We start from the raw sequence: 20,529 nt of genomic DNA, 5'->3' as shown, positions 1-20,529 counted from the left end.
GCATGGCGTGGCTCTACTGCCGCTGGAATCAGTAGATCCACGCCATGTGTGGATGGCATCCCAACGATCTTCACAGCAGAAGGTGCACTGCGAGTGATGTGGTGACCGCCCGCCAAGGCCAGTGGCGACGAAGTTGAAGCTTCGCCCCGCGAGGTTTGTCGCTTCTTTCAGGATTGCGCGGGCAGCGCGCCGACAGGCGGTCGTCCAAGGCCTGCGACAGCGGGCTAGGATCGCATCGCGCAGACCCCGGGGAGGGGCCGGTGCCCCACCAAGGAGAACGCTCATGCGCCGGATTGCCGGGTTGTGCCTGATCGTGTGTGGCCTTTCGTCCTGTTCCAGCGTGCCCGATGTCGCCTACTGGCCCGAGCATGAGGCCCGTCCCCTCGCGTTGCCCGCGCGCAGCGAGCGAATGGTGATCGAGATCAATGATGCCGGGGGCTTCCATTGGCCGGGCCAGTTCAACCGTCTGCAGCGCTGGCTGGCGGCGGAACCTGTTGATCTCCCGGTGGTGGTCTTCATCAACGGCTGGCACCACAACGCATCGCCCAATGACAGCAACTTCACTGATTTTGAAGAGTTCCTTGGCAAGGTCGAGGCCAAGGCGGGGACCCCGGTGAGGGGGCTCTATGTGGGGTGGCGTGGTGACTCCTACGATACCCCGCTGGCCTGGGAGCCGAGCGACTTTCTGACGGTATGGGATCGAAAGAAGGCCTCGGTGACGGTAGGGGAGAACGGGCTGGCGCAGGTGGTGGCCCTGTTGCGCGAGCAGCATCCGGAGAGGGCGGTCTACATGATCGGCCACAGTTTCGGCGGCTCCGCCTTGTTCCATGCCATCAAGGATGGCCTGGTGCAGGAGCAGTTGGGCGGCTTCGAGTACTTCATGCTCAATCCGGCAGTGGCCGAGCGTGAGTTCGACGAGGTCGAGCAGGCGCTGGTCTCCGCGTGGGCAGCGTCACCGGCATTTGCCGGAACGGTATCGATCACGGCTGCGGACGCTTTGCGCCAGCATCGAAAGGTGACGGTGCTGCAGGCGCAGGGCGACAAGGCCGTCGGTGTGGGCTACCGGATTGCGTTCAGGGGCACGCCCATTGGATTTGACCGTCAGCGCCAGACCCATCGAGCCTGGGTCTGCGCCACGGCCGAGGCCTGTCCGCCGCCGCCGCTGGACGCCTGTACCGCAACGCTTGCCGATGGCCGTTTCGTTCTGCGCGCCCGGACCATACCGGGCCAGGGCTGTGCGCCGATGCAGCAACGTCCGGTCTGGGTGATCGCAGGCGCAGACAGTGTCTCGGCCGACCACAACGACATCCTGAACTCGATCCAGGCGGACGCCCTGGCTGACCTGGTGGCGCAGCGCTGGCGCCTGCGGGCAGGGCGCTGAACGGCGTAGACAGGTCGTGGGGTTCGTCGGCGCCGGGTTTTGGGGGACAATAGACAACTATTTGCCTGAATGACCGCTCCATGTCCCGATTGCAGTTCCAGCTCCAGACCCGCGACGGCCGTGCCCGCCGTGGCCGCCTGACCTTCCCGCGTGGCACGGTGGAAACGCCGGCCTTCATGCCGGTCGGGACCTATGGCTCGGTCAAGGGCATCCTGCCGGACCAGGTGCGTGCGCTGGGCGCCGAGATCATCCTCGGCAACACGTTCCACCTGTACCTGCGCCCGGGCCTGGACATCATCGCCGACCACGGCGGCCTGCACGGCTTCTGCCGCTGGGATGGCCCGATCCTGACCGACTCCGGCGGCTTCCAGGTGTTCTCGCTGGCCCACCGCCGCAAGATCACCGAGCAGGGCGTGACCTTTGCCTCGCCCACCGACGGTGCCCGTGTGTTCCTGGGCCCGGAAGAGAGCATGAAGATCCAGAAGGTGCTCGACTCGGACGTGGTGATGATCTTCGACGAGTGCACGCCGTACCCGGCCACCGAGGACGTTGCCCGTCGCTCGATGGAGCTGAGCCTGCGCTGGGCCCAGCGCAGCCGCAACGCGCATGACGAGCTCGGCAACGACGCGGCCCTGTTCGGCATCGTCCAGGGCGGGGTGCACACCGATCTGCGCAGCCGTTCGGCCGAGGCCCTGCAGGCGATCGGCTTCGACGGCTACGCCATCGGCGGCCTGGCCGTGGGCGAGCCGGAGCACGAGCGCAACGCCATGCTCGACCACCTGGATCCGGAGCTGCCGGGTGACCGCCCGCGCTATCTGATGGGCGTGGGTCGGCCGGAAGACCTGGTCGAGGGTGTCGCACGTGGCGTGGACATGTTCGACTGCGTGATGCCCACCCGTAACGCCCGCAACGGCCACTATTTCACCTCGTTCGGCACCGTTCGCATCCGGAATTCCCAGTACGCGCGGGACATGGACCCGATCGAGCCGGGCTGCGGCTGCGTGGCCTGCACCGGCGGCTACACCCGTTCCTACCTGCGCCACCTGGACCGCTGCAACGAGATGCTGGCGCCGATGCTGGGCACGCTGCACAACCTGTTCTATTACGAAAAGCTCATGGCCGACATCCGTGCGGCCATCGAAGCGGGAACCTTCCTGGCCTTCCGTGAGTCTTTCTACGCGGCACGCGGGGCGGTAGCACCGCCCCTGTAACCCGAACACCCCCTGCCAAACGGCCCAAGGACGAACGCCCGGGGCCGTGGCATACTTCAAGGCTGACCCAGATCCGCGGTCGACACCCCGTGCCCGTGAAAGGGCCGGAGCGCCGCCCAACCAAAGGACCAACGATGAACCTGCTTGCTTTCCTGATTCCCGCCGCCCACGCCCAGGCCGCCGGCGGCCAACCGCAGGGCATGGGCCTGACCACGCTGCTGTTCCCGGTGATCCTGATCGCCATCATGTACTTCCTGATGATCCGCCCGCAGATGAAGCGGCAGAAGGAGCACAAGGCCATGCTGGAGAAGATCAAGCGTGGCGATGAAGTGCTGACCAACGGCGGCATCGCCGGCATCGTCACCGACATCGGCGACAACTTCATCACCATTGAAGTGGCTGACAACGTGCGCATCCGCGTGCAGAAGGGCGCTGTCGGCAACGTGCTGCCGGCCGGTACCCTGAAGTCGGCCCAGTAAGCCACTCCCTTTCCGATGCACAACCGCGGCGCCGGGGATGGCGCCGCGCGGGACCCAAGCAATGCTCGAATTTCCACGCTGGAAGTACGTCGTCATCCTGATCGTACTGGCGCTCAGCGCGCTGTACGCGCTGCCCAACATCTACCAGAAGGACCCGGCCCTCCAGATCACCGCCAACCGTGGCGGCCAGATCGACGATGCGCTGCGCGACCGTGTGCTGGCCGACCTGAAGACGGCCGGTGTCACCACCATCGGTGTCGAGAAGGAAGGGGAAAGCCTGATTGTCCGCCTGCCGGACCTGAAGGCGCAGTCCGCTGCCAGCGACGCCCTGCGTGACACCGTCGGCGAGAAGTACACCGTGGCCCTGAACCTGGCCTCGACCGTGCCGGACTGGCTGGCCAACCTCGGCGGTCGCCCGATGGTGCTGGGCCTGGACCTGCAGGGTGGCGTGCACTTCGTGCTGCAGGTCGACCAGAAGGCGGCTCTGGACAAGCGCCTGGACGCCTACACCGAAGACGTGCGCAGCACCCTGCGCGATGCCCGCATCCCGTACCAGTCGGTGGAACGCCGTGCTGACAACAGCATCGTGGCGAACCTGAGCCCGTCCGCCGGTGACGACGCCACACAGCGTGCCCGCACCGCCCTGGTCAAGGCGCAGCCGACTCTCGGCTACGACGTCAGTGGCAATCGCATCACGGTGACCGTGCCGGAAACCGAGATCACCCAGATTGCCAACGGCGCCATCGAGCAGAACATCAACACCCTGCGCAATCGCGTGAACCAGCTCGGCGTGGCCGAGCCGATCATCCAGCGCCAGGGTGCCGATCGCGTGGTCGTGCAGCTGCCGGGCGTGCAGGACACCGCCGAAGCCAAGCGCATGATCGGTGCCACCGCTACCCTCGAGTACCGCGCGGTGGTTGACGGCAATGCACAGGACGCCATCAACTCCGGCCGCATTCCGCCGGAAGCGAAGGTCTACCAGCGTCGTGATGGCGGTGGTCCGGTCCTGTTGAACAAGCGCGTGATCGTCACCGGTGACCAGATGGTCGGCGCGCAGGCGGTGACTGATTCGAACAGCGGTTCTCCGGCAGTCAGCGTGACGCTGAACAATGTCGGCGGCCAGCGCATGTTCGATTTCACCAGCGCCAACGTGAACAAGCCGATGGCGGTGGTCTACACCGAGCGCGTGCCGACCGTGACCGTCGTCGACGGCCAGGAAGTGCGTGGCTTCAAGGTCAACGAGGAAGTGATCTCGGTGGCCAACATCAACGGCGTGTTCGGCAAGAACTTCCAGACCACCGGCCTGCAGAAGAAGGAAGCCGAAGACCTGGCCAAGCTGCTGAAGTCCGGCTCGCTGGCCGCGCCGATGGACTTCGTCGAAGAGCGCGTGGTCGGCCCGAGCCTGGGCGCCGAGAACGTCAAGAACGGTATGCGTGCAGTGGTGTTCGCATTCCTGTTCACCCTGGTGTTCTTCAGCGTCTACTACCGCATGTTCGGCGTGATCACCTCGATCGCGATGCTGTTCAACCTGCTGATCGTGGTGGCGGTGATGTCGATGTTCACCGCGACGATGACCCTGCCGGGCTTCGCCGGTCTGGCGTTGTCGGTTGGCCTATCGGTGGACGCCAACGTGCTGATCAACGAGCGTATCCGTGAAGAGCTGCGTGCCGGCGTGCCGGGCAAGACCGCGATCGTGACCGGTTATGAGCGTGCTTCCGGCACCATCCTCGACGCCAACCTGACCGGCCTGATCGTCGGTGTGGCGCTGTTCGCATTCGGTACCGGTCCGCTGAAGGGCTTCGCGCTGACCATGATCATCGGTATTTTCGCCTCCATGTTTACCGCGATCACCGTGTCGCGTGCGCTGGCGACGCTGATCTACGGCCGCCGCAAGAAGCTCCAGAACGTGGCCATCTGACGGGACGACACGCACATGAAACTGTTTCCGCTGCACATCCTCCCGAACGACACCAAGATCGACTTCATGCGCTGGCGCCATGTCGCGATGGTCGTCACGGTCATCGTGTTCCTGGCCTCGGTAGCCATCATCGGCTTCAAGGGCTTCAACTACGCCCTGGACTTCACCGGCGGCACCCTGATCGAAGCCCGCTTCGAGAAGGCGGTGGACGTCGAGCAGGTCCGTACCAAGCTTGAGGAAAATGGCTTTGACGGTGCCCAGGTGCAGAGCGTCGGTGGCAACACCGATCTGCTGATCCGCCTGGCCCCGCATGGTGAGCACGCTGCCGGTACCGGCGACGCCGCGCACGAAGACAAGGCCACCGCCGCCGCCGTGGTGAAGGCCCTGTCCACCGCCGACAACCAGGCTACCGTGCTCCGCAACGAGTTCGTGGGCCCGCAGATCGGCAAGGACCTGGCGATGAATGGCCTGTACGCCACCATCTTCATGCTGGCCGGCTTCCTGATCTACATCGCCGTGCGCTTCGAATGGAAGTTCGCGGTCACCGCCAGCGTCGTGGCGATGTTCGACCTGATCGTGACGGTCGCTTACGTGTCCCTGCTGGGCCGTGAGTTCGACCTGACCGTGCTGGCCGGCCTGCTGTCGGTGATGGGTTTTGCGATCAACGATCTGATCGTGGTCTTCGACCGCGTCCGCGAGAACTTCCGCAGCCTGCGCGTGGACTCGATGGAAGTGCTGAACCGTTCGATCAACCAGACGCTGTCGCGTACGGTGATCACCGCGGTGATGTTCTTCCTGTCGGCGCTGGCCCTGTACATGTACGGCGGCAGCTCGATGGAAGGCCTGGCCGAGACGCACATGATCGGTGCGGTGATCGTGGTGCTGTCCTCGATCCTGGTGGCGGTGCCGATGCTGACGATCGGCTTCCTGCGTGTCAGCAAGCAGGACCTGCTGCCGAAGGCGAAGGACGTCGAGGCCCTGGCCCGTCGACCGTAAGCACCTGCTGCACGCAGCACACAGAGAACCCCGCGCAAGCGGGGTTTTTTGTTGGCAGGGCTTGCAGCCCTGCACCTGCTCAATGCAACGGCAACGGCAACGTCAAAAGCCGGAGCTGGCTTTCTGCTGGTTGGGCGGGGCCATGTGGGTTGGCAGGACACGCCGTAAACCCATCCTTGGGGGCTCGATGGCGCCATCCATGGCGCCAACGGTCCTGCCAACCCACATGGCCCCACCTCCGACAGATTCCTGCGGCTGTTGGTAGGTGTCGACCTTGGTCGACACATCTGTGAGAAATCGAATGAGTCATCCACGCATGGCGTGGATCTACTGTGTCGACCAAGGTCGATACCCACCAGAGCAGAATGCCGTCCTGACAGATCGCGGAAATCTGTCGAAGGCGGGGTGGGTCCGGTTGAGGGGGCGTGAGCCGCATGGATGCGGCGACCGAGCTTACATGGACGTACTTGCAGCGTCCCCCTCAACCGGACCCACCCCGCCATCTCACAGGAATCCAGCTTTTGACGTTGCTCCGGCTGTGGCCGTTGCTCCTGCCTCTGCGGGTGCAGGGCGCAGCCCTGCAAAGAGAAACCCCACCCTACGCCAGCGTCGGTTGTGCAATCTTCCCCCGCGCACTACGATCCTGCGGTTCGCGCGCGCAGGCGCGCACCCGTATTCCTGCTGAGCGCCCCGCGCGCCGCATCTGCCAACCCGAGGTATTCATGGTCATCAAACCGCGCGTCCGCGGCTTCATCTGCGTCACCACCCACCCGACTGGCTGCGAAGCCGCGGTCAAGCAGCAGATCGACTACATCCGCGCACGTCCGCCGATCCAGAACGGCCCCAAGCGTGTGCTGGTGATCGGCGCCTCCACCGGCTACGGCCTGGCTGCGCGCATCACCGCTGCCTTCGGCAGTGGCGCCGCCACCCTGGGCATCTTCTTCGAACGCCCGGGCAGCGAAACCAAGCCGGGCACCGCGGGCTGGTACAACTCGGCCGCGTTCCACAGGTACGCCGACGAAGCCGGGCTGTACGCCAAGAGCATCAACGGCGATGCCTTCTCCGATGAAGTGAAGGCGAAGACCATCGAAATGATCAAGGCCGATCTCGGCCAGGTCGACCAGGTTGTCTACAGCCTGGCCGCGCCGCGCCGCAAGCACCCGAAGACCGGCGAGATCATCAGCTCCACGCTGAAGCCGATCGGCGAGCCGATCACGCTGCGTGGCCTGGATACCGACAAGGAAGTGCTGACCGAGACCCATCTGCAGCCGGCTACCCCGGAAGAGATCGCCGGTACCGTCGCGGTGATGGGCGGTGAAGACTGGCAGATGTGGATCGACGCGCTGGCCGACGCCGGCGTGCTGGCCAACGGCTGCACCACCACCGCCTTCACCTATGTGGGCGAAGAGATCACCCAGGCGATCTACTGGAACGGTTCGATCGGCGCGGCCAAGAAGGACCTGGACACCAAGGTGCTGGGCCTGCGCGAGAAGCTGGCCAAGATCGGTGGTGATGCACGCGTATCGGTACTGAAGGCCGTGGTCACCCAGGCCAGCTCGGCGATTCCGACCATGCCGCTGTACCTGTCGCTGCTGTTCAAGGTAATGAAGGAAAAGGGCACCCACGAAGGCTGCATCGAGCAGCTCGACGTGCTGTACGACATTCTCTACGGCGGCAAGGCCGAGGGCGTGGCGATCGATCGCCTGCGCCACGATCTGGTCGATGGCGATGGCCACACCGTTGCGCTGGTCGATGACGAAGGCCGCCTGCGTGCCGACTACAAGGAAATGGCTGCGGACGTGCAGGGCAAGGTGGTCGCGCTGTGGCCGCAGGTGACCAACGAGAACCTGTACGAGATCAGCGACCTGGCCGGCTACAAGGCCGACTTCCTGCGCCTGTTCGGTTTCGGTGTGGAGGGCGTCGACTACGAAGCCGACGTCAATCCGGACGTGAAGATCGAAAATCTGGTCGACATGACCTGATCAACGAAAAGGCCGGCGAAAGCCGGCCTTTTCGTTTGGTAGTGCTGGCCGCTGGCCGGCAACTCCGTGTACCAGAGGCTGCCGGCCAGCGGCCGGCACTACCATCGGTCACCCGAACTCGAACCCCATCTCCGGCAGTGCCGGGCCGACGAAGTCGCCCTGCACGTAATCCACGCCGGCACTGAACAGCAAGGTCATCGAATTGGCGTCGCTGACGAACTCGGCGATGGTGCGGATGCCGGCTTCCTGCGCACGCGCGGTGATCTGGCTGATGCGGTCGATGTTCTCGCGGGTGGCCGCCAGATCGCTGGTGAAACCGCGGTCCAGCTTGAGGAACTGCGGCTGGAAGTGGGCCAGCAGCTGGAACGAATCCAGTCCCGAACCGAATTGTTCCAGGCCGATGCGGCAGCCCAGGGGCGCCACTTCGGCGAGGAACTGCTGCGCACTGCGCAGGTGGGTGAATACCTTCGCTTCCGGCGCGTGCAGCCACAGTCGCTCACCGGGCACGCCCTGCGCCTGCAGTTCGCGGCGCAGCGTGGCGATCATCTGCGGGTCGTCGAACGATTCCGGGGTCACCTTCACCAGCATCTGCGTGGCATGGCCTTCGCGTGCACGTTGGCCGAGCACCGCGATGGCCTGCGAGACCACCCAGCGGTTGATGTCGGCCAGCAGGCCGTGTTCCTCGGCAATGCCCAGGAACGCGGTCGGGCTCAGCAGCTCGCCGTTGTGCTCCAGGCGCAGGTAGGCCTCGTACAACTCCAGCGACTCGCCCTGCAGGTTCAGCACCGGCTGGTAGTGCAGCTGGAAGCCGTCGCCAGCCAGCGCTTCGCGGATACGGGCGACCCAGCGCAGCACGCGTTCTTCCTCCACGCGGTCGGCCGCGGCGGGATCGAAGATGCGGCAGGTGTTGCCCAGTTCGGCGGCAGCCTGCGTGCATTCACTGGCGCGTGCCAGCACCTGGCCGATGCTGGCGATCTTCTCGCCCACCTGCACGCCTCCGATGCTGACCGTTACCGTGGCCGAACGCGCGCCGATGCTGAAGACGTGTGCGGCGTAGGCTTCGCGGATGCGCTCGGCCAGCGCCACGGTCTGCGCGTAGGGCCCGGCCTGCAGCACGGCGAAATTGTGTTCGCCGAAGCGGGCCAGCTGCGCGTCCTCGCCAACGACCTCGGCCAGCAGGCCGGCCAGGGCGCCGATCAGCGTGTCGGCCGAGGCCAGGCCGATGTCCGGCAGCAGGCGCGCGTAGTGGTCCGGCTCGATCAGCAGCAGGCCGAACTGGCCTTCGCTGCGCCCGGCCTGGGCCACCGCGCTTTCCAGCTGCAGCATGAAGGTCGGGCGATTGAGCAGGCCGGTCACTTGGTCGCGCTGGCGCAGGTCCTCGACCTCGCGTGCCAGCTCGGGGTCGAATTCCATGCGGCGGCGAAGCACCACCTGCAGGCAGGATTCGCCTTCGTAGGTGGCGGCGGTGAATTCCATCGTCGCCGGGAACGCGCTGCCATCCTCGTGGCGCGCGTCGAGCTGGTACTGCGGCGGCGGCGCCTCGCCACGGCTGAGGCCCTTCAGCAGCTGCTTGAAGCCTTCCACATGCTGGGCGGCGACCATGTCCAGCAGCGAGATGCCTTCGATGTCATCGAAATGCTCGTAGCCGAACATCTCCAGATAGGCATCGTTGGCGCGGATGTGCATGCCTTCATGCACGTAGGCGATGGGGTCGCGCGAGGAGGCGATCAGCGCATCGCAGCGGCGCTCGGTCTCGCGCATCTGCGCCTCGATGCGGCGCAGGCCACGACGCGCCTGCAGATCCACCCACTGGTCACGGACCACGGCGAGCAGGTGCTCGGAACGCTGGCGCAGGGCGAGGGCACGGATGCCATGGCTGCTGGCCTGCACCAGTTCGTCTTCGTCGATGCGCTCGGCCAGCAGCACCAGCGGAATGTCCTTGCCGCTGGCAGCAATATGCTGGGCCACCAGTGGCAGCGGGATGCCCTGCGAGGGCGAAGCCAGCACCAGGTCGATGGCCTGGCTGGCCAGCACCTGGGCCAGCTCGGCCGCATCCTGCGGGCGCCACGGGCGTACTGCGATGCCGCTGTTGCGCAGGGTGCTGACGATGGCCTCGGCATTTTCGCCGCTGTCATCGACGATCAGCAGGCGGATGGTGATGTCGTTCGCGTTCTGCATGCACTGCTCCCCAATCTGCAAATCTAGATACACGATGCGCGCCGAACCGTCCATGCGCGCACCCCTTGCACGCATCGAACGGCGATGTGGTTCACACCACGCCACCGGCCGCGTGGCCGCTGGCCCAGGCCCACTGGAAGTTGTAGCCGCCCAGCCAGCCGGTCACATCCAGCACCTCGCCAACGAAATGCAGGCCGGGTACGCGCTTGGATTCCATCGTCGAAGACGAGACCTCGGCGGTGTCCACGCCGCCCAGGGTTACCTCGGCAGTACGGTAGCCCTCGGTGCCACTGGCCACCAGCGGGAACGCGCCCAGCAGCTGCGCGGCCTGGCGCAGCACCGGCTCGTCCAGCTGGCGCACCGGGCGGTCAGGCAACCAGTGTTCGCACAGCCGCTGTGCCAGCCGCTTCGGCAGTACCTCGCCCAGCACCGTGCGCAGCTCGGCGGCGGGGCGGTCGCGCTTCATCTGGCGCAGCCACTCGCCAGCATCCTGGCCGGGCAGCAGGTCCAGCTCCAGCGCATCGCCGGGTTGCCAGAACGAGGAGATCTGCAGGATCGCCGGGCCACTCACGCCGCGATGGGTCAGCAGCATGAAGTTCTGGAAGCTCTTTCCGTTGCAGCGCGCCTCGATGGGGAGAGCGACGCCGCTGAGATCGGCCAGCCGTTCCTGGTGCTTGCCGCTGAGGGTCAGCGGCACCAGGCCGGCGCGGGTCGGCAGCACCTGGTGGCCGAACTGTCGGGCCACTTCATAACCGAAGCCGCTCGCGCCCATGCTGGGAATGGACAGACCGCCGGTGGCAACCACCAGCGAGGCGCAATGGAACAGGCCTTGGGTGGTGTGCACGCGGAAGCCATCGCTGCCGTGCTCGATGCGCTGCACGCTGCAGTCGGTGCGGATCTGCACGCCTGCGGCTTGGCACTCGTCCATCAGCATCTTCACGATCTGCTTGGACGAGACATCGCAGAACAGCTGGCCCAGCTCTTTTTCGTGATACGCGATGCCGTGCTTGTGCACCAGCTCAATGAAGTGCCAGGGCGTGTAGCGCGCCAGCGCCGACTTGCAGAAGTGCGGGTTGGCCGACAGGAAGTTGGCCGGGGTAGTGCCGGTGTTGGTGAAGTTGCAGCGGCCACCGCCGGACATCAGGATCTTCTTGCCGACCTTGTTGGCATGGTCGATCACCTGCACCTGGCGGCCGCGCTGGCCAGCCGTGATTGCGGTCATCAGCCCGGCCGCGCCGGCACCGATGACCACCACATCGCAACGGATGGTGCTCATGCCTTGGCGCGCTTGCGCCAGTTCGGGATCACGTCGAGCTGGATCTGCTCGTTGAGCAGCTGCACTTCACCGTCCTGGATCAGCACGCTCCAGCGCATGGCGCGCTGGATCTGCTGGCCCCACAGTTCGACGAAGGCCCCATCGAGGTCGACGACCGAAAGGTTGTCGAAGCGCGCCAGGCCCTTGCTCTGCTTGTTCCACCAGATGTCCGAAGCGTTGCCGCCATAGTTCACCACCTGCACCTGACGGCTGCGGTTGCTGGCCTTGCGGATGCGCGATTCGTCCGGATGGCCCAGGTCGATCCACTGCAGGATGTCACCGGTGTAGTCGTGTTCCCACAGGTCCGGTTCGTCATCGGTGCTCAGGCCGCGGCCGAATTCCAGGCGGTCGCCGGCGTTCAGCGCGAAGGCGAGCAGGCGCACCATCAGGCGATCGTCGGTCTCGGACGGGTGCTGGGCCAGGGTCAGGTTGTGGGTCGCGTAATAGCCGCGATCCATGTCGCTGATCTGCAGTTCGGCCTTGCGGATGGTGGCGGTGAGAGCCATGGGGGTACCGTGGACTAAAGACGACCATGATAGAGGTTTGCTCCAGGGGTGTCCGTGGCTGGGCTGTCTGTGGCGCGTCAACGTGGCACCCTTTCACTCTTTCCTGCCGCAGGCGTGCCACCGATGATCCTGCCCAGTCACCTGCAGCTGCCGTCCGGCCACTGGCCCAGCCTGCTCGATGGCCTGTGCGCGCGTTTCCCGCGCATCGACCGCGCGCAATGGCAGGACCGTTTCGCCCGGGGCCGTGTGCAGGATGCGCAGGGCAGGGCACTGGCGCCGGACATGCCCTGGCAGGCGGGGCTGGAAATCCAGTACTTCCGCGAGGTGGCCGACGAGCCGGTGATTCCCTTCGCCGAGACCATCATCCATCTGGACGCGCATCTGCTGGTGGCCGACAAGCCGCACTTCCTGCCGGTGACGCCGGCTGGCGGCTATGTGCGCGAGACGTTGCTGGCTCGCCTGGTCGCACGCACCGGCAACACCGAACTGGCGCCGTTGCACCGCTTGGACCGGCTGACCGCCGGCCTGGTGCTGTTCTCGACCCAGGCAGCCACGCGTGATGCCTATCAGCGGCTGTTCCGCGAACGGCGCATCGAGAAAACCTATGAGGCGCTGGCACCGGCGCTGCCCGGGCTGGCGTTTCCGTTGCAGCGGGACAGCCGGCTGGTGCCGGGTGAACCGTTCTTCCGCATGGCCGAGGTGCCCGGCGAGCCGAATGCCCGCAGCCGGATCGAGCTGATCGAGGCCGAAGGGCCGGTCTGGCGCTACCGGCTGCTGCCGGAAACCGGCCGCAAGCACCAGCTGCGTGTGCATATGGCGATGCTGGGCGCCCCCATCGAGGGTGATGATCTGTATCCGCAGCTGAGGCCGCGCCCGGATGAAACGGTCGAGTCGCCCCTGCAGCTGCTGGCGCAGGGGCTGGCCTTCGATGACCCATTGAGCGGGGAACCACGGCGGTTCAGCAGCCAGCGCCGCCTGTGCCTGCCCGACCAGGGCGGGTAGGGCCGTTCAGCGAACCGGGCGTCGGGCCAGCCAGCGGTCCAGCTCGGCCGCGAACAACTGCCGGTCGCGCGGGCCCAGCGGCGGCGGGCCCCCGGTCTGCACCCCGGCGCCGCGCAGTTCTTCCATGAAATTGCGCATCGACAGCCGCTCGGCCATGTTGTTCGGGGTGTACAGCTGGCCGCGCGGGTTCAGCGCCACGGCCTTCTTCTCCAGCACCAGCGCGGCCAGCGGGATGTCCTGGGTGACGACCAGGTCTCCGCCGGCGACCCGTTCGACGATGGCGCTGTCGGCCACGTCCAGGCCCTGGGGGACCTGGATCGAGCGCAGCCAGCGTGAGGGCGGGGTCCGGATCCACTGGTTGGCAACCAGGGTCAGCTCGATCCCAACGCGTTCAGCGGCACGGAACAGGATGTCGCGAATGACGGTGGGGCAGGCGTCCGCGTCCACCCAGATACGGGGGAGGGCGGGTTCAGCTTGGGTTTCAGCTTCAGTCATTTACCCAGTGTAGGGTAGGAAAATCCTGAATGGGGACTCGGGGTTAGCCTCGATCGGCTGCCAGCCCTTGTCACGTCTAGCGGGCGGGGCAAGCCCATGAACGTCCGGGCTATCGCTTTTTGCAGAAAACACGCGTATCGTTCGTCCCACTGTGTTTGCTAGGGTCACCGTGAATCGTGGCCTGGTGCAGTTGATCTCACGATCCGCTCATCGATCCGCTTTACCAACGCCTGCAACTCAGTCTCGGCCCCGATACCCGGTGGCTGCGATTTTTTCAACATGTGTTTCAGGAGTTAGTCAAATGTCTGATCGTCAGACCGGCACCGTCAAGTGGTTCAACGACGCCAAGGGCTTCGGCTTCATCACCCCGGAAAGCGGCCCGGACCTGTTTGTGCACTTCCGTGCCATCCAGGGCACCGGCTTCAAGACCCTGCAGGAAGGCCAGAAGGTTACCTTCATCGCCGTCCAGGGTCAGAAGGGTATGCAGGCTGACCAGGTGCAGGCGGTCTAATCCGTCTGCTACCGTTTGGTAGCCAGAACGCCGGAAGCGAAAGCTTCCGGCGTTTTTTTATTGCCTGCCTTTCCGTAGAGTCGAGCTTGCTCGACTGATTTCAACGACAGTCGAGCAAGCTCGACTCTACAAGCGGCATGCACTCTGCGCGGTAGGATGAACTTCCTCCCCAAGGATCATCCTCATGCGTATCGTCCATCACCTGGAAAACTCCCGTTCCCTGCGTGTGCTGTGGATGCTGGAGGAGCTGGGGCTGGACTACGAACTGCGCCGTTATCCGCGTGATCCGAAGACGCTGCTGGCGCCGCCGGAACTGCGCAACGTGCATCCGCTGGGCAAGTCGCCGGTACTGCAGGATGGCGAGCTGGTACTGGCCGAGTCCGGGGCGATCCTCGACTACCTCGCAGACCGCTACGACACCCAGCGCCAGCTGTCGCCGTCGCCGATGCCGGCCGATGGTGCCGAGCGCATCGCCTACCGCTACTGGCTGCACTACGCCGAAGGCTCGGCGATGCCGCCTCTGCTGCTGACCCTGGTGATGGGCCGCATCCGCAACGCGCCGATGCCGTTCTTCGCCCGTCCGATCGCGCGCAGCATTGCCGACAAGGCCGAGCGTGGCTTCATCGGCCCACAGCGGCGCCTGCACCTGGACTGGATGGAGCGCCGCCTGTCCGAAAGCTCGTGGTTTGCCGGCGAGCGCTTCAGTGCTGCCGACATCCAGATGAGCTTCCCGATCCAGGCGGCCGCCGCGCGCGGTGGGGGCCTCGACGACAAGCCGGCACTGCGTGGCTTCCTCAAGCGCATCGGTGAGCGCCCGGCCTACCAGCGTGCCGAGGCCCACGGCGGCCACCTGCAGGCGCTCAGCGGCAATTGAGGAGGGCGGCCGTCGTCCCCATCTTCAGCACCATGGATACCGACAGCCCCCGTTTCGACAACCGCCTGCTGCACACCCTGCCGGGCGACCCCGAATCCGGTCCGCGCCGCCGCGAAGTGCTGGGCGCGGCCTGGTCGCCGGTGATGCCGACACCGGTGACGGCGCCTACGCTGCTGGCCTGGTCGCCGGACGTCGCCGCGATGCTTGGATTCGATACCGCTGAAGTCGAAAGCGAAGGCTTCGCGCAGGTGTTTGGCGGCAATGCACTGTACGCCGGCATGCAGCCATGGGCAGCCAACTACGGCGGCCATCAGTTTGGCCATTGGGCCGGCCAGCTCGGCGATGGCCGTGCGATCTCGCTGGGTGAAATGGTTGCGCCGGATGGCCGCCACTGGGAGTTGCAGCTGAAGGGGGCCGGCCCCACACCTTATTCGCGGGGCGCCGATGGGCGCGCAGTGCTGCGCTCATCCATCCGCGAATTCCTGTGCAGCGAGGCCATGCACCACCTGGGTGTGCCGACCACGCGCGCGCTGTCGCTGGTCGGCACCGGCGACGACGTGGTGCGTGACATGTTCTATGACGGCCACCCGCGTGCCGAGCCTGGCGCCATCGTATGCCGGGTATCGCCGTCGTTCCTGCGCTTCGGTTCGTTTGAACTGCCTGCCTCGCGCGGCGAAACCGCCTTGCTGCAGCAGCTGGTTGATGCCTGCATCGCCCGCGACTTCCCCGAACTGCAAGGGCAGGGCGAGGCACTGTATGGCGACTGGTTCGCGCAGATCGCAGTGCGCACCGCTGAGATGATCGCGCACTGGATGCGCGTCGGCTTCGTGCACGGCGTGATGAACACCGACAACCTGTCCGTGCTTGGTCTCACGCTCGACTACGGTCCCTACGGTTGGGTCGAGGATTTCGATCCGGACTGGACACCGAACACCACCGACGCGCAGGGGCGTCGCTACCGCTTCGGCACGCAGCCGCAAGTCGCGTACTGGAACCTGAGCCGGTTGGCGCAGGCGCTGTCGCCGTTGTTTGCCGATGCGGCACCGCTGCAGGCTGGATTGGCCGCATACCAGTCCACCTTCGTGGCCTGCACGCGCCGCGACGCCGCAGCCAAGCTGGGCCTGGCCGCGGCCGACGATGACGACCTGCAGCTCTACCTGCGCTGGCAGCAGCTGATGCAGGACGGCGGCATGGACATGACCCTGGCCTGGCGTGCGCTGATACGGGTTGATCCAGCGGCGCCCGATGTGGGCGTGCTGGACGCGGTGTACTACGACGGGTCGCGCCAGCAGGCGGTGCAGGCACCGTTGCAGCAGTGGCTGCAGGACTACGCGGCACGGTTGCAGGCCGATCCACTTTCGGCCAGTGAGCGCGCGGCGAAGATGGCCGCAGTCAATCCGCTGTACGTGCTGCGCAACTGGCTGGCGCAGGAGGCCATCGACCGCGCGGAGCAGGGCGACCTCGGCGGTGTTCATGCGTTGCAGGACGTACTGCGCGATCCATACACCGAGCGTGCCGGGCTCGAGCACTTTGCCGGCAAGCGCCCGGCCTGGGCCGACAATCGTGCCGGCTGTTCGATGCTGTCCTGCAGTTCCTGAAGGTGGGTTTCGGCAGGGCTGCGCCCTGCACCTGCAGAGGCCACGGCGCAAGCAACGGCCAAAGCCAAAGCGGCTCTGGATTGCTGATGGTCTGGCGGGGCGGTGTGGGACTGCAGGACACGCCGTAAACCCGTCCCTGGGGGCTCGATGGCGCCATCCATGGCGCCAACGGTCCTGCACTCCCACACCGTCCCACCTCCGACAGATTCCCGCGGCTGTTGGTAGGTGACGACCTTGGTCGACACGGTAGATCCACGCCATGCGTGGATGCTCTTCGTTCAATTCTCGAAATATTCGATTTCGATGGAGATTCATACACGCATGGCGTGGATCTACGACAGATCGCAGGAACCTGTCGAAGGCGGGGTGGGTCCGGTTGCGGGGGCGTGAGCGCCATGGATGGCGCGACCGAGCTTACATGGACGTACTTGCAGCGTCCCCCGCAACCGGACCCACCCCGCCATCCCACAGGAAACCCGCTGTTGCCCTTGCTGTTGCTGTTGCTGTTGAGGTTGCCGGCCAGCGGCCGGCACTACCGCAGGTGCCGGGCGCAGCCCGGCCGACATACCCCTCAACAGGCAGGCGGCGCCCGGAACAGGTACCCTATGCCGCCATCAGATAGCCAATGTGACATGACCGACGCCATCGTCGCTCCGCAGTGGGCCTCCCGCCTGCGCGACATCGCCGACTTCCCCAAGCCCGGCATCCTCTTCAAGGACATCATGCCGCTGCTCGCCCATAGCGAGGACTTCCGCGGTGCCATCACCGCGATGGCCGACCGTTGGCGCCACCAGAAGCTGGACGCGGTGATCGGTATCGAATCGCGTGGCTTCATCCTCGGCGCCGCAATGGCGCTGGAACTGGGCGTCGGCTTCGTGCCGGTGCGCAAGCCGGGCAAGCTGCCGGGCCAGGTGCTGCGCGAGGAATACACGCTGGAATACCGCAGCGACTGCATCGAAGTGCACGCCGATGCGCTGCCGGCCGGCGCTCGCGTGGCGATCATCGACGACGTGCTGGCCACTGGCGGCACGCTGGTCGCTGCGCTGTCGCTGGTGCGCCGCCTGGGCGTTGACGTGGTCGGCGCCGGTGTACTGGTCGAACTGGACGGCCTCGGTGGTCGCGCCCGCTGGGAATCGGATCTGCCGCTGCACACCGAACTGGTGTTCTGATCGAAGGGCAGGTGCCAACCAAGGTTGGCATCTACCAGAGCGAATGGCCGGGAGCCGGTAGTTGCCAACCTTGGTTGGCATCGCTGTTCGCGACTGGCGCCATGGACGGGCCGACCAAGGTTGGCCACTACCAGGTCAGATGGTTGCCAACCGTGGTTGGCAACGCTGCTTCAATCACATCATCCGCACGCGGAACCGACGGCCCTTGATCTTGCCGGCTTCCAGCTTGGCCACGGCCTTGTTGGCCTGCTCACGCGCGATTGCCACGTAGGAGCGGGTCGGGAAGATCGCGATCTTGCCGATGAACTTGGCTGACAGACCGGCATCACCGGTCAGCGCACCGAGGATGTCGCCCGGGCGCAGCTTGTCGGTCTTGCCACCGTCGATCCGCAGCGTGCGCATCGCGGCCTGCGGCAGCTCGGCCGGGCGCGAGGTTGCCAGCGGCGTCTTCTGCCAGTCCAGCGGTTGCCCCATCTGCGCTTCGATGGCTTCGGCACGGGTCTTCTCGCGGCCGGCCACCAGGCTGATCGCCAGGCCACTGGCACCGGCACGGCCGGTACGGCCCACGCGGTGCTGATAGCTTTCCACGTCGGTCGGCAGCTCGTAGTTGATCACCGCCGCAAGCTCTTCAACGTCCAGGCCGCGTGCGGCCACGTCGCTGGCCACCAGCACGTTGCAGCTGCGGTTGGCCAGCAGCAACAGCACTTCCTCGCGGTCGCGCTGTTCCATGTCGCCATGCAGGGCCAGCGCGGAGAAGCCGAACTGCTGCAGCGAGTTGGCTACTTCGTCCACGTCCTTGCGGGTGTTGCAGAACACCACCGCCGATTCCGGCGTGTACTTCAGCAGCAGGCCGGCCAGCGCCTTCTGGCGATGTGCAGGTTCCACCTCGCAGAACAGGTGGCGGATGGCCGGTGCCTGGTCGGCGCCTTCCACGGTCACTTCCACCGCGTCGCGCAGCAGGTCACGCGCCATGGCGCGGATGCTGTCCGGGAAGGTGGCGGAGAACAGCAGGCTCTGGCGGTCCTTGTGGGTGCGGCCGGCGATTTCGCGGATCGGCTCCTCGAAGCCCATGTCGAGCATGCGGTCGGCCTCGTCCAGCACCAGCGTGCGCACCGCGCCCAGATTCAGCGCGCGCTTGCGTGCCAGCTCCTGCACACGGCCGGGCGTACCGACCACCACGTGCGGGTCGTGGCCTTCCAGCGACGCCAGCTGCGGGCCCAGCGGCACGCCACCCACCAGCAGCAACAGCTTCAGGTTGGGGATGCCGGTGGCCAGCTTGCGGATCTGCTTGCCGACCTGGTCTGCAAGTTCGCGGGTCGGGCACAGCACCAGCGCCTGCACGCGGATCAGGCTGGGGTCGATGGCCTGCAGCAGGCCCAGGCCGAAGGCGGCGGTCTTGCCGCTGCCGGTCGGCGCCTGTGCGATCACATCGCGGCCATCGAGGATGGCCGGCAGGCTCTGCGCCTGCACGGGGGTGAGGGTGGTGTAGCCGAGGGCATCCAGGCCGGGCTGCAGGGCCGGGCTCAGCGGCAGGGTCGAGAAGTCAGTCATGGCGCATTGTACCCGTCCGCGCGGCCGCTCCCGCCTAATGGGGTGGGGTCGGATCCCTTTCCGCGGGAAAGGGCTCTGACCCCATCGGAGTCGTCATCCACGCATGGCGTGAATACACCGGGGGGCATCCACGCATGGCGTGGATCTACTGGTGGGTGCCGACCCTGGTCGGCACGCTCCTGCTCAGCCCAGCACCGCCAACACACCCTGGTGGATCGCCAGGCCGCCGAACAGCAGCCAGGCGAACAGGATCAGTGCCAGCAGCAGCGGCTTCAGGCCCGCCTGGCGCAGCGCCGAGACGTGGGTGGTCAGGCCCAGCGCGGCCATCGCCATCGCCAGCAGCACCGTATCCAGCTGCACCAGCCCGGCCTGCAGGCCGGCCGGCAGCAGGTGCAGCGAGTTGAACCCGGCCACGGCCACGAAACCGAACGCGAACCACGGCACCACGATGCGCGCCCTGCTGCCGTCGGCGCTGGCCTTGCCGCCACGGGCCAGCCACAGTGACAGCGCGATCAGGAACGGCGCCAGCAGCATCACCCGCACCATCTTGGTGATCACCGCCGTGTCGGCCGCTGCTTCGTTGACCGCACGGCCGGCCGCCACCACCTGTGCCACTTCATGCACCGTCGCACCGGTGAACAGACCGTACTGCCGCGCGTCCATTGCCAGCCAGCCGTGCGACTGCACCAGTGCATACAGCGCCGGGTACAGGAACATCGCCAGCGTGCCGAACACCACCACCGTCGAGACCGCGACGGTGACATGCGCAGCGCGGCCACGCACCACCGGTTCGGCAGCCATCACCGCTGCCGCACCGCAGATCGCGCTGCCAGCACCGATCAGCATGGCTGCCTCGCGCTCCATCTTGAACACGCGGACGCCCAGCCAGCAGGCCAGGCCGAAGGTGCTGGCAACCACCAGCACGTCCATCAGCACGCCAGTGACGCCGACATGGCCGATGTCCTGGAAGGTCAGGCGCAGCCCGTACAGCACGATGCCGGCGCGCAGCAGCCAGTGCTTGGAAAAGCCGACACCGGCCGCGCTGCTCGGTGCCAGCCGCGGGTAGAACGTGTTGCCGACCACGATGCCGGCGACGATGGCCACGGTCAGCGCGCTCAGGCCATGTGCCTGCAGCCACGGCAGCTCGGCCAGGTACAGCGACGCCGCCGCGATCAGGCCCACCAGCAGAAGGCCGGGCAGGCGTGGCTGCCAGCGTTGGCGCAGGGCGGGCAGGGACCAGGAGCTCGCCCCTTTACACACCTCACCCTGCCTGCGATCGTTCCCTATCGAGCATGCACGGCCGCCCCCCCCTTCACAAAAAAACAACGACCACATAACTCGGCGGGTTTCGAGAGCGAGGAAA

Annotated in this window: 17 protein-coding genes; 11 read left to right on the top strand and 6 right to left on the bottom strand. The window is 66.1% G+C overall.

Annotated elements, in window-relative coordinates; genetic code table 11:
• Positions 1 to 283 precede the first annotated feature (283 nt).
• From EKL94_RS16485 to fabV, 6 genes are all read left to right on the top strand, one after another.
• Complete coding sequence (locus tag EKL94_RS16485; RefSeq protein WP_126929912.1) at positions 284 to 1,381, top strand: alpha/beta hydrolase; 1,098 nt, start codon at positions 284 to 286, stop codon at positions 1,379 to 1,381.
• 80 nt (positions 1,382 to 1,461) lie between these two features.
• Positions 1,462 to 2,592, top strand: coding sequence for a tRNA guanosine(34) transglycosylase Tgt (tgt, locus tag EKL94_RS16480; RefSeq protein WP_029379947.1), 1,131 nt, complete (start codon positions 1,462 to 1,464; stop codon positions 2,590 to 2,592).
• Between the two features lie 134 nt (positions 2,593 to 2,726).
• Entirely contained in the window at positions 2,727 to 3,071 is a 345-nt protein-coding gene (gene yajC, locus EKL94_RS16475) for a preprotein translocase subunit YajC (protein WP_005409257.1), read from the top strand.
• A 61-nt stretch (positions 3,072 to 3,132) separates the two neighbouring features.
• On the top strand, positions 3,133 to 4,989 hold the full coding sequence (gene secD, locus EKL94_RS16470; RefSeq protein ID WP_126929911.1) for a protein translocase subunit SecD: 1,857 nt from the start codon (positions 3,133 to 3,135) through the stop codon (positions 4,987 to 4,989).
• Positions 4,990 to 5,004: 15 nt separating this feature from the next.
• Positions 5,005 to 5,985 (top strand): protein translocase subunit SecF, encoded by a 981-nt coding sequence (gene secF, locus EKL94_RS16465; protein WP_126929910.1) that lies wholly within the window; start codon positions 5,005 to 5,007, stop codon positions 5,983 to 5,985.
• A 722-nt stretch (positions 5,986 to 6,707) separates the two neighbouring features.
• On the top strand, positions 6,708 to 7,967 hold the full coding sequence (fabV, locus tag EKL94_RS16460; protein WP_126929909.1) for an enoyl-ACP reductase FabV: 1,260 nt from the start codon (positions 6,708 to 6,710) through the stop codon (positions 7,965 to 7,967).
• Between the two features lie 108 nt (positions 7,968 to 8,075).
• Here the strand turns inward: fabV and EKL94_RS16455 are convergent, their stop codons facing one another.
• The 3 genes from EKL94_RS16455 to EKL94_RS16445 form a co-directional block, all read right to left on the bottom strand.
• Positions 8,076 to 10,145 carry an EAL domain-containing response regulator gene (locus EKL94_RS16455; RefSeq protein ID WP_126929908.1) on the bottom strand — a complete coding sequence of 690 codons (2,070 nt, stop codon included), beginning with the start codon at positions 10,143 to 10,145 and terminating at the stop codon, positions 8,076 to 8,078.
• 91 nt (positions 10,146 to 10,236) lie between these two features.
• Positions 10,237 to 11,421 carry a BaiN/RdsA family NAD(P)/FAD-dependent oxidoreductase gene (locus EKL94_RS16450; protein ID WP_126929907.1) on the bottom strand — a complete coding sequence of 395 codons (1,185 nt, stop codon included), beginning with the start codon at positions 11,419 to 11,421 and terminating at the stop codon, positions 10,237 to 10,239.
• The gene (locus EKL94_RS16445; RefSeq protein WP_126929906.1) at positions 11,418 to 11,966 is read right to left on the bottom strand and encodes a YaeQ family protein; all 549 of its coding nucleotides are present in this window, start codon (positions 11,964 to 11,966) and stop codon (positions 11,418 to 11,420) included. Before EKL94_RS16445 ends, EKL94_RS16450 begins: the two co-directional genes overlap by 4 nt.
• A gap of 123 nt (positions 11,967 to 12,089) precedes the next feature.
• Between EKL94_RS16445 and EKL94_RS16440 the strand changes: the two genes are divergently transcribed.
• Entirely contained in the window at positions 12,090 to 12,968 is an 879-nt protein-coding gene (locus EKL94_RS16440; protein WP_126929905.1) for a pseudouridine synthase, read from the top strand.
• Between the two features lie 6 nt (positions 12,969 to 12,974).
• Here the strand turns inward: EKL94_RS16440 and EKL94_RS16435 are convergent, their stop codons facing one another.
• Positions 12,975 to 13,463, bottom strand: coding sequence for a YaiI/YqxD family protein (locus EKL94_RS16435; RefSeq protein ID WP_126929904.1), 489 nt, complete (start codon positions 13,461 to 13,463; stop codon positions 12,975 to 12,977).
• Positions 13,464 to 13,764: 301 nt separating this feature from the next.
• Here EKL94_RS16435 and EKL94_RS16430 point away from each other — a divergent pair, with 301 nt between their 5' ends.
• The 4 genes from EKL94_RS16430 (at position 13,765) to EKL94_RS16410 (ending at position 17,615) form a co-directional block, all read left to right on the top strand.
• Positions 13,765 to 13,974 carry a cold-shock protein gene (locus EKL94_RS16430; RefSeq protein WP_004153307.1) on the top strand — a complete coding sequence of 70 codons (210 nt, stop codon included), beginning with the start codon at positions 13,765 to 13,767 and terminating at the stop codon, positions 13,972 to 13,974.
• Positions 13,975 to 14,158: 184 nt separating this feature from the next.
• On the top strand, positions 14,159 to 14,848 hold the full coding sequence (locus EKL94_RS16425; RefSeq protein ID WP_126929903.1) for a glutathione S-transferase family protein: 690 nt from the start codon (positions 14,159 to 14,161) through the stop codon (positions 14,846 to 14,848).
• 32 nt (positions 14,849 to 14,880) lie between these two features.
• Entirely contained in the window at positions 14,881 to 16,446 is a 1,566-nt protein-coding gene (locus EKL94_RS16420; RefSeq protein WP_126929902.1) for a protein adenylyltransferase SelO, read from the top strand.
• A gap of 632 nt (positions 16,447 to 17,078) precedes the next feature.
• Positions 17,079 to 17,615, top strand: coding sequence for an adenine phosphoribosyltransferase (locus EKL94_RS16410; RefSeq protein ID WP_126929900.1), 537 nt, complete (start codon positions 17,079 to 17,081; stop codon positions 17,613 to 17,615).
• A gap of 174 nt (positions 17,616 to 17,789) precedes the next feature.
• Here EKL94_RS16410 and dbpA read toward each other — a convergent pair whose 3' ends face one another.
• Together dbpA and EKL94_RS16400 are read right to left on the bottom strand one after the other, a co-directional pair.
• The gene (gene dbpA / locus EKL94_RS16405; RefSeq protein WP_126929899.1) at positions 17,790 to 19,166 is read right to left on the bottom strand and encodes an ATP-dependent RNA helicase DbpA; all 1,377 of its coding nucleotides are present in this window, start codon (positions 19,164 to 19,166) and stop codon (positions 17,790 to 17,792) included.
• 183 nt (positions 19,167 to 19,349) lie between these two features.
• Positions 19,350 to 20,426, bottom strand: a complete 1,077-nt coding sequence (locus EKL94_RS16400) for a YeiH family protein (protein ID WP_126929898.1) — start codon at positions 20,424 to 20,426, stop codon at positions 19,350 to 19,352.
• Positions 20,427 to 20,529 lie beyond the last annotated feature (103 nt).

Source organism: Stenotrophomonas maltophilia (assembly GCF_003970865.1).
GTDB classification, from domain to species: domain Bacteria; phylum Pseudomonadota; class Gammaproteobacteria; order Xanthomonadales; family Xanthomonadaceae; genus Stenotrophomonas; species Stenotrophomonas maltophilia_AR.
This window is presented reverse-complemented; position numbering and strand designations above follow the sequence as displayed.

Bases quoted from the DNA above. Each gene is read 5' to 3' on its own strand.
- EKL94_RS16450 (WP_126929907.1), bottom strand. From the start codon at position 11,421: ATGAGCACCATCCGTTGCGATGTGGTGGTCATCGGTGCCGGCGCGGCC.
- EKL94_RS16485 (WP_126929912.1), top strand. From the start codon at position 284: ATGCGCCGGATTGCCGGGTTGTGCCTGATCGTGTGTGGCCTTTCGTCC.
- EKL94_RS16430 (WP_004153307.1), top strand. From the start codon at position 13,765: ATGTCTGATCGTCAGACCGGCACCGTCAAGTGGTTCAACGACGCCAAG.
- EKL94_RS16440 (WP_126929905.1), top strand. From the start codon at position 12,090: ATGATCCTGCCCAGTCACCTGCAGCTGCCGTCCGGCCACTGGCCCAGC.
- dbpA (WP_126929899.1), bottom strand. From the start codon at position 19,166: ATGACTGACTTCTCGACCCTGCCGCTGAGCCCGGCCCTGCAGCCCGGC.
- fabV (WP_126929909.1), top strand. From the start codon at position 6,708: ATGGTCATCAAACCGCGCGTCCGCGGCTTCATCTGCGTCACCACCCAC.
- EKL94_RS16425 (WP_126929903.1), top strand. From the start codon at position 14,159: ATGCGTATCGTCCATCACCTGGAAAACTCCCGTTCCCTGCGTGTGCTG.
- EKL94_RS16455 (WP_126929908.1), bottom strand. From the start codon at position 10,145: ATGCAGAACGCGAACGACATCACCATCCGCCTGCTGATCGTCGATGAC.
- EKL94_RS16410 (WP_126929900.1), top strand. From the start codon at position 17,079: ATGACCGACGCCATCGTCGCTCCGCAGTGGGCCTCCCGCCTGCGCGAC.
- yajC (WP_005409257.1), top strand. From the start codon at position 2,727: ATGAACCTGCTTGCTTTCCTGATTCCCGCCGCCCACGCCCAGGCCGCC.
- secD (WP_126929911.1), top strand. From the start codon at position 3,133: ATGCTCGAATTTCCACGCTGGAAGTACGTCGTCATCCTGATCGTACTG.
- EKL94_RS16420 (WP_126929902.1), top strand. From the start codon at position 14,881: ATGGATACCGACAGCCCCCGTTTCGACAACCGCCTGCTGCACACCCTG.
- EKL94_RS16445 (WP_126929906.1), bottom strand. From the start codon at position 11,966: ATGGCTCTCACCGCCACCATCCGCAAGGCCGAACTGCAGATCAGCGAC.
- secF (WP_126929910.1), top strand. From the start codon at position 5,005: ATGAAACTGTTTCCGCTGCACATCCTCCCGAACGACACCAAGATCGAC.
- EKL94_RS16435 (WP_126929904.1), bottom strand. From the start codon at position 13,463: ATGACTGAAGCTGAAACCCAAGCTGAACCCGCCCTCCCCCGTATCTGG.
- tgt (WP_029379947.1), top strand. From the start codon at position 1,462: ATGTCCCGATTGCAGTTCCAGCTCCAGACCCGCGACGGCCGTGCCCGC.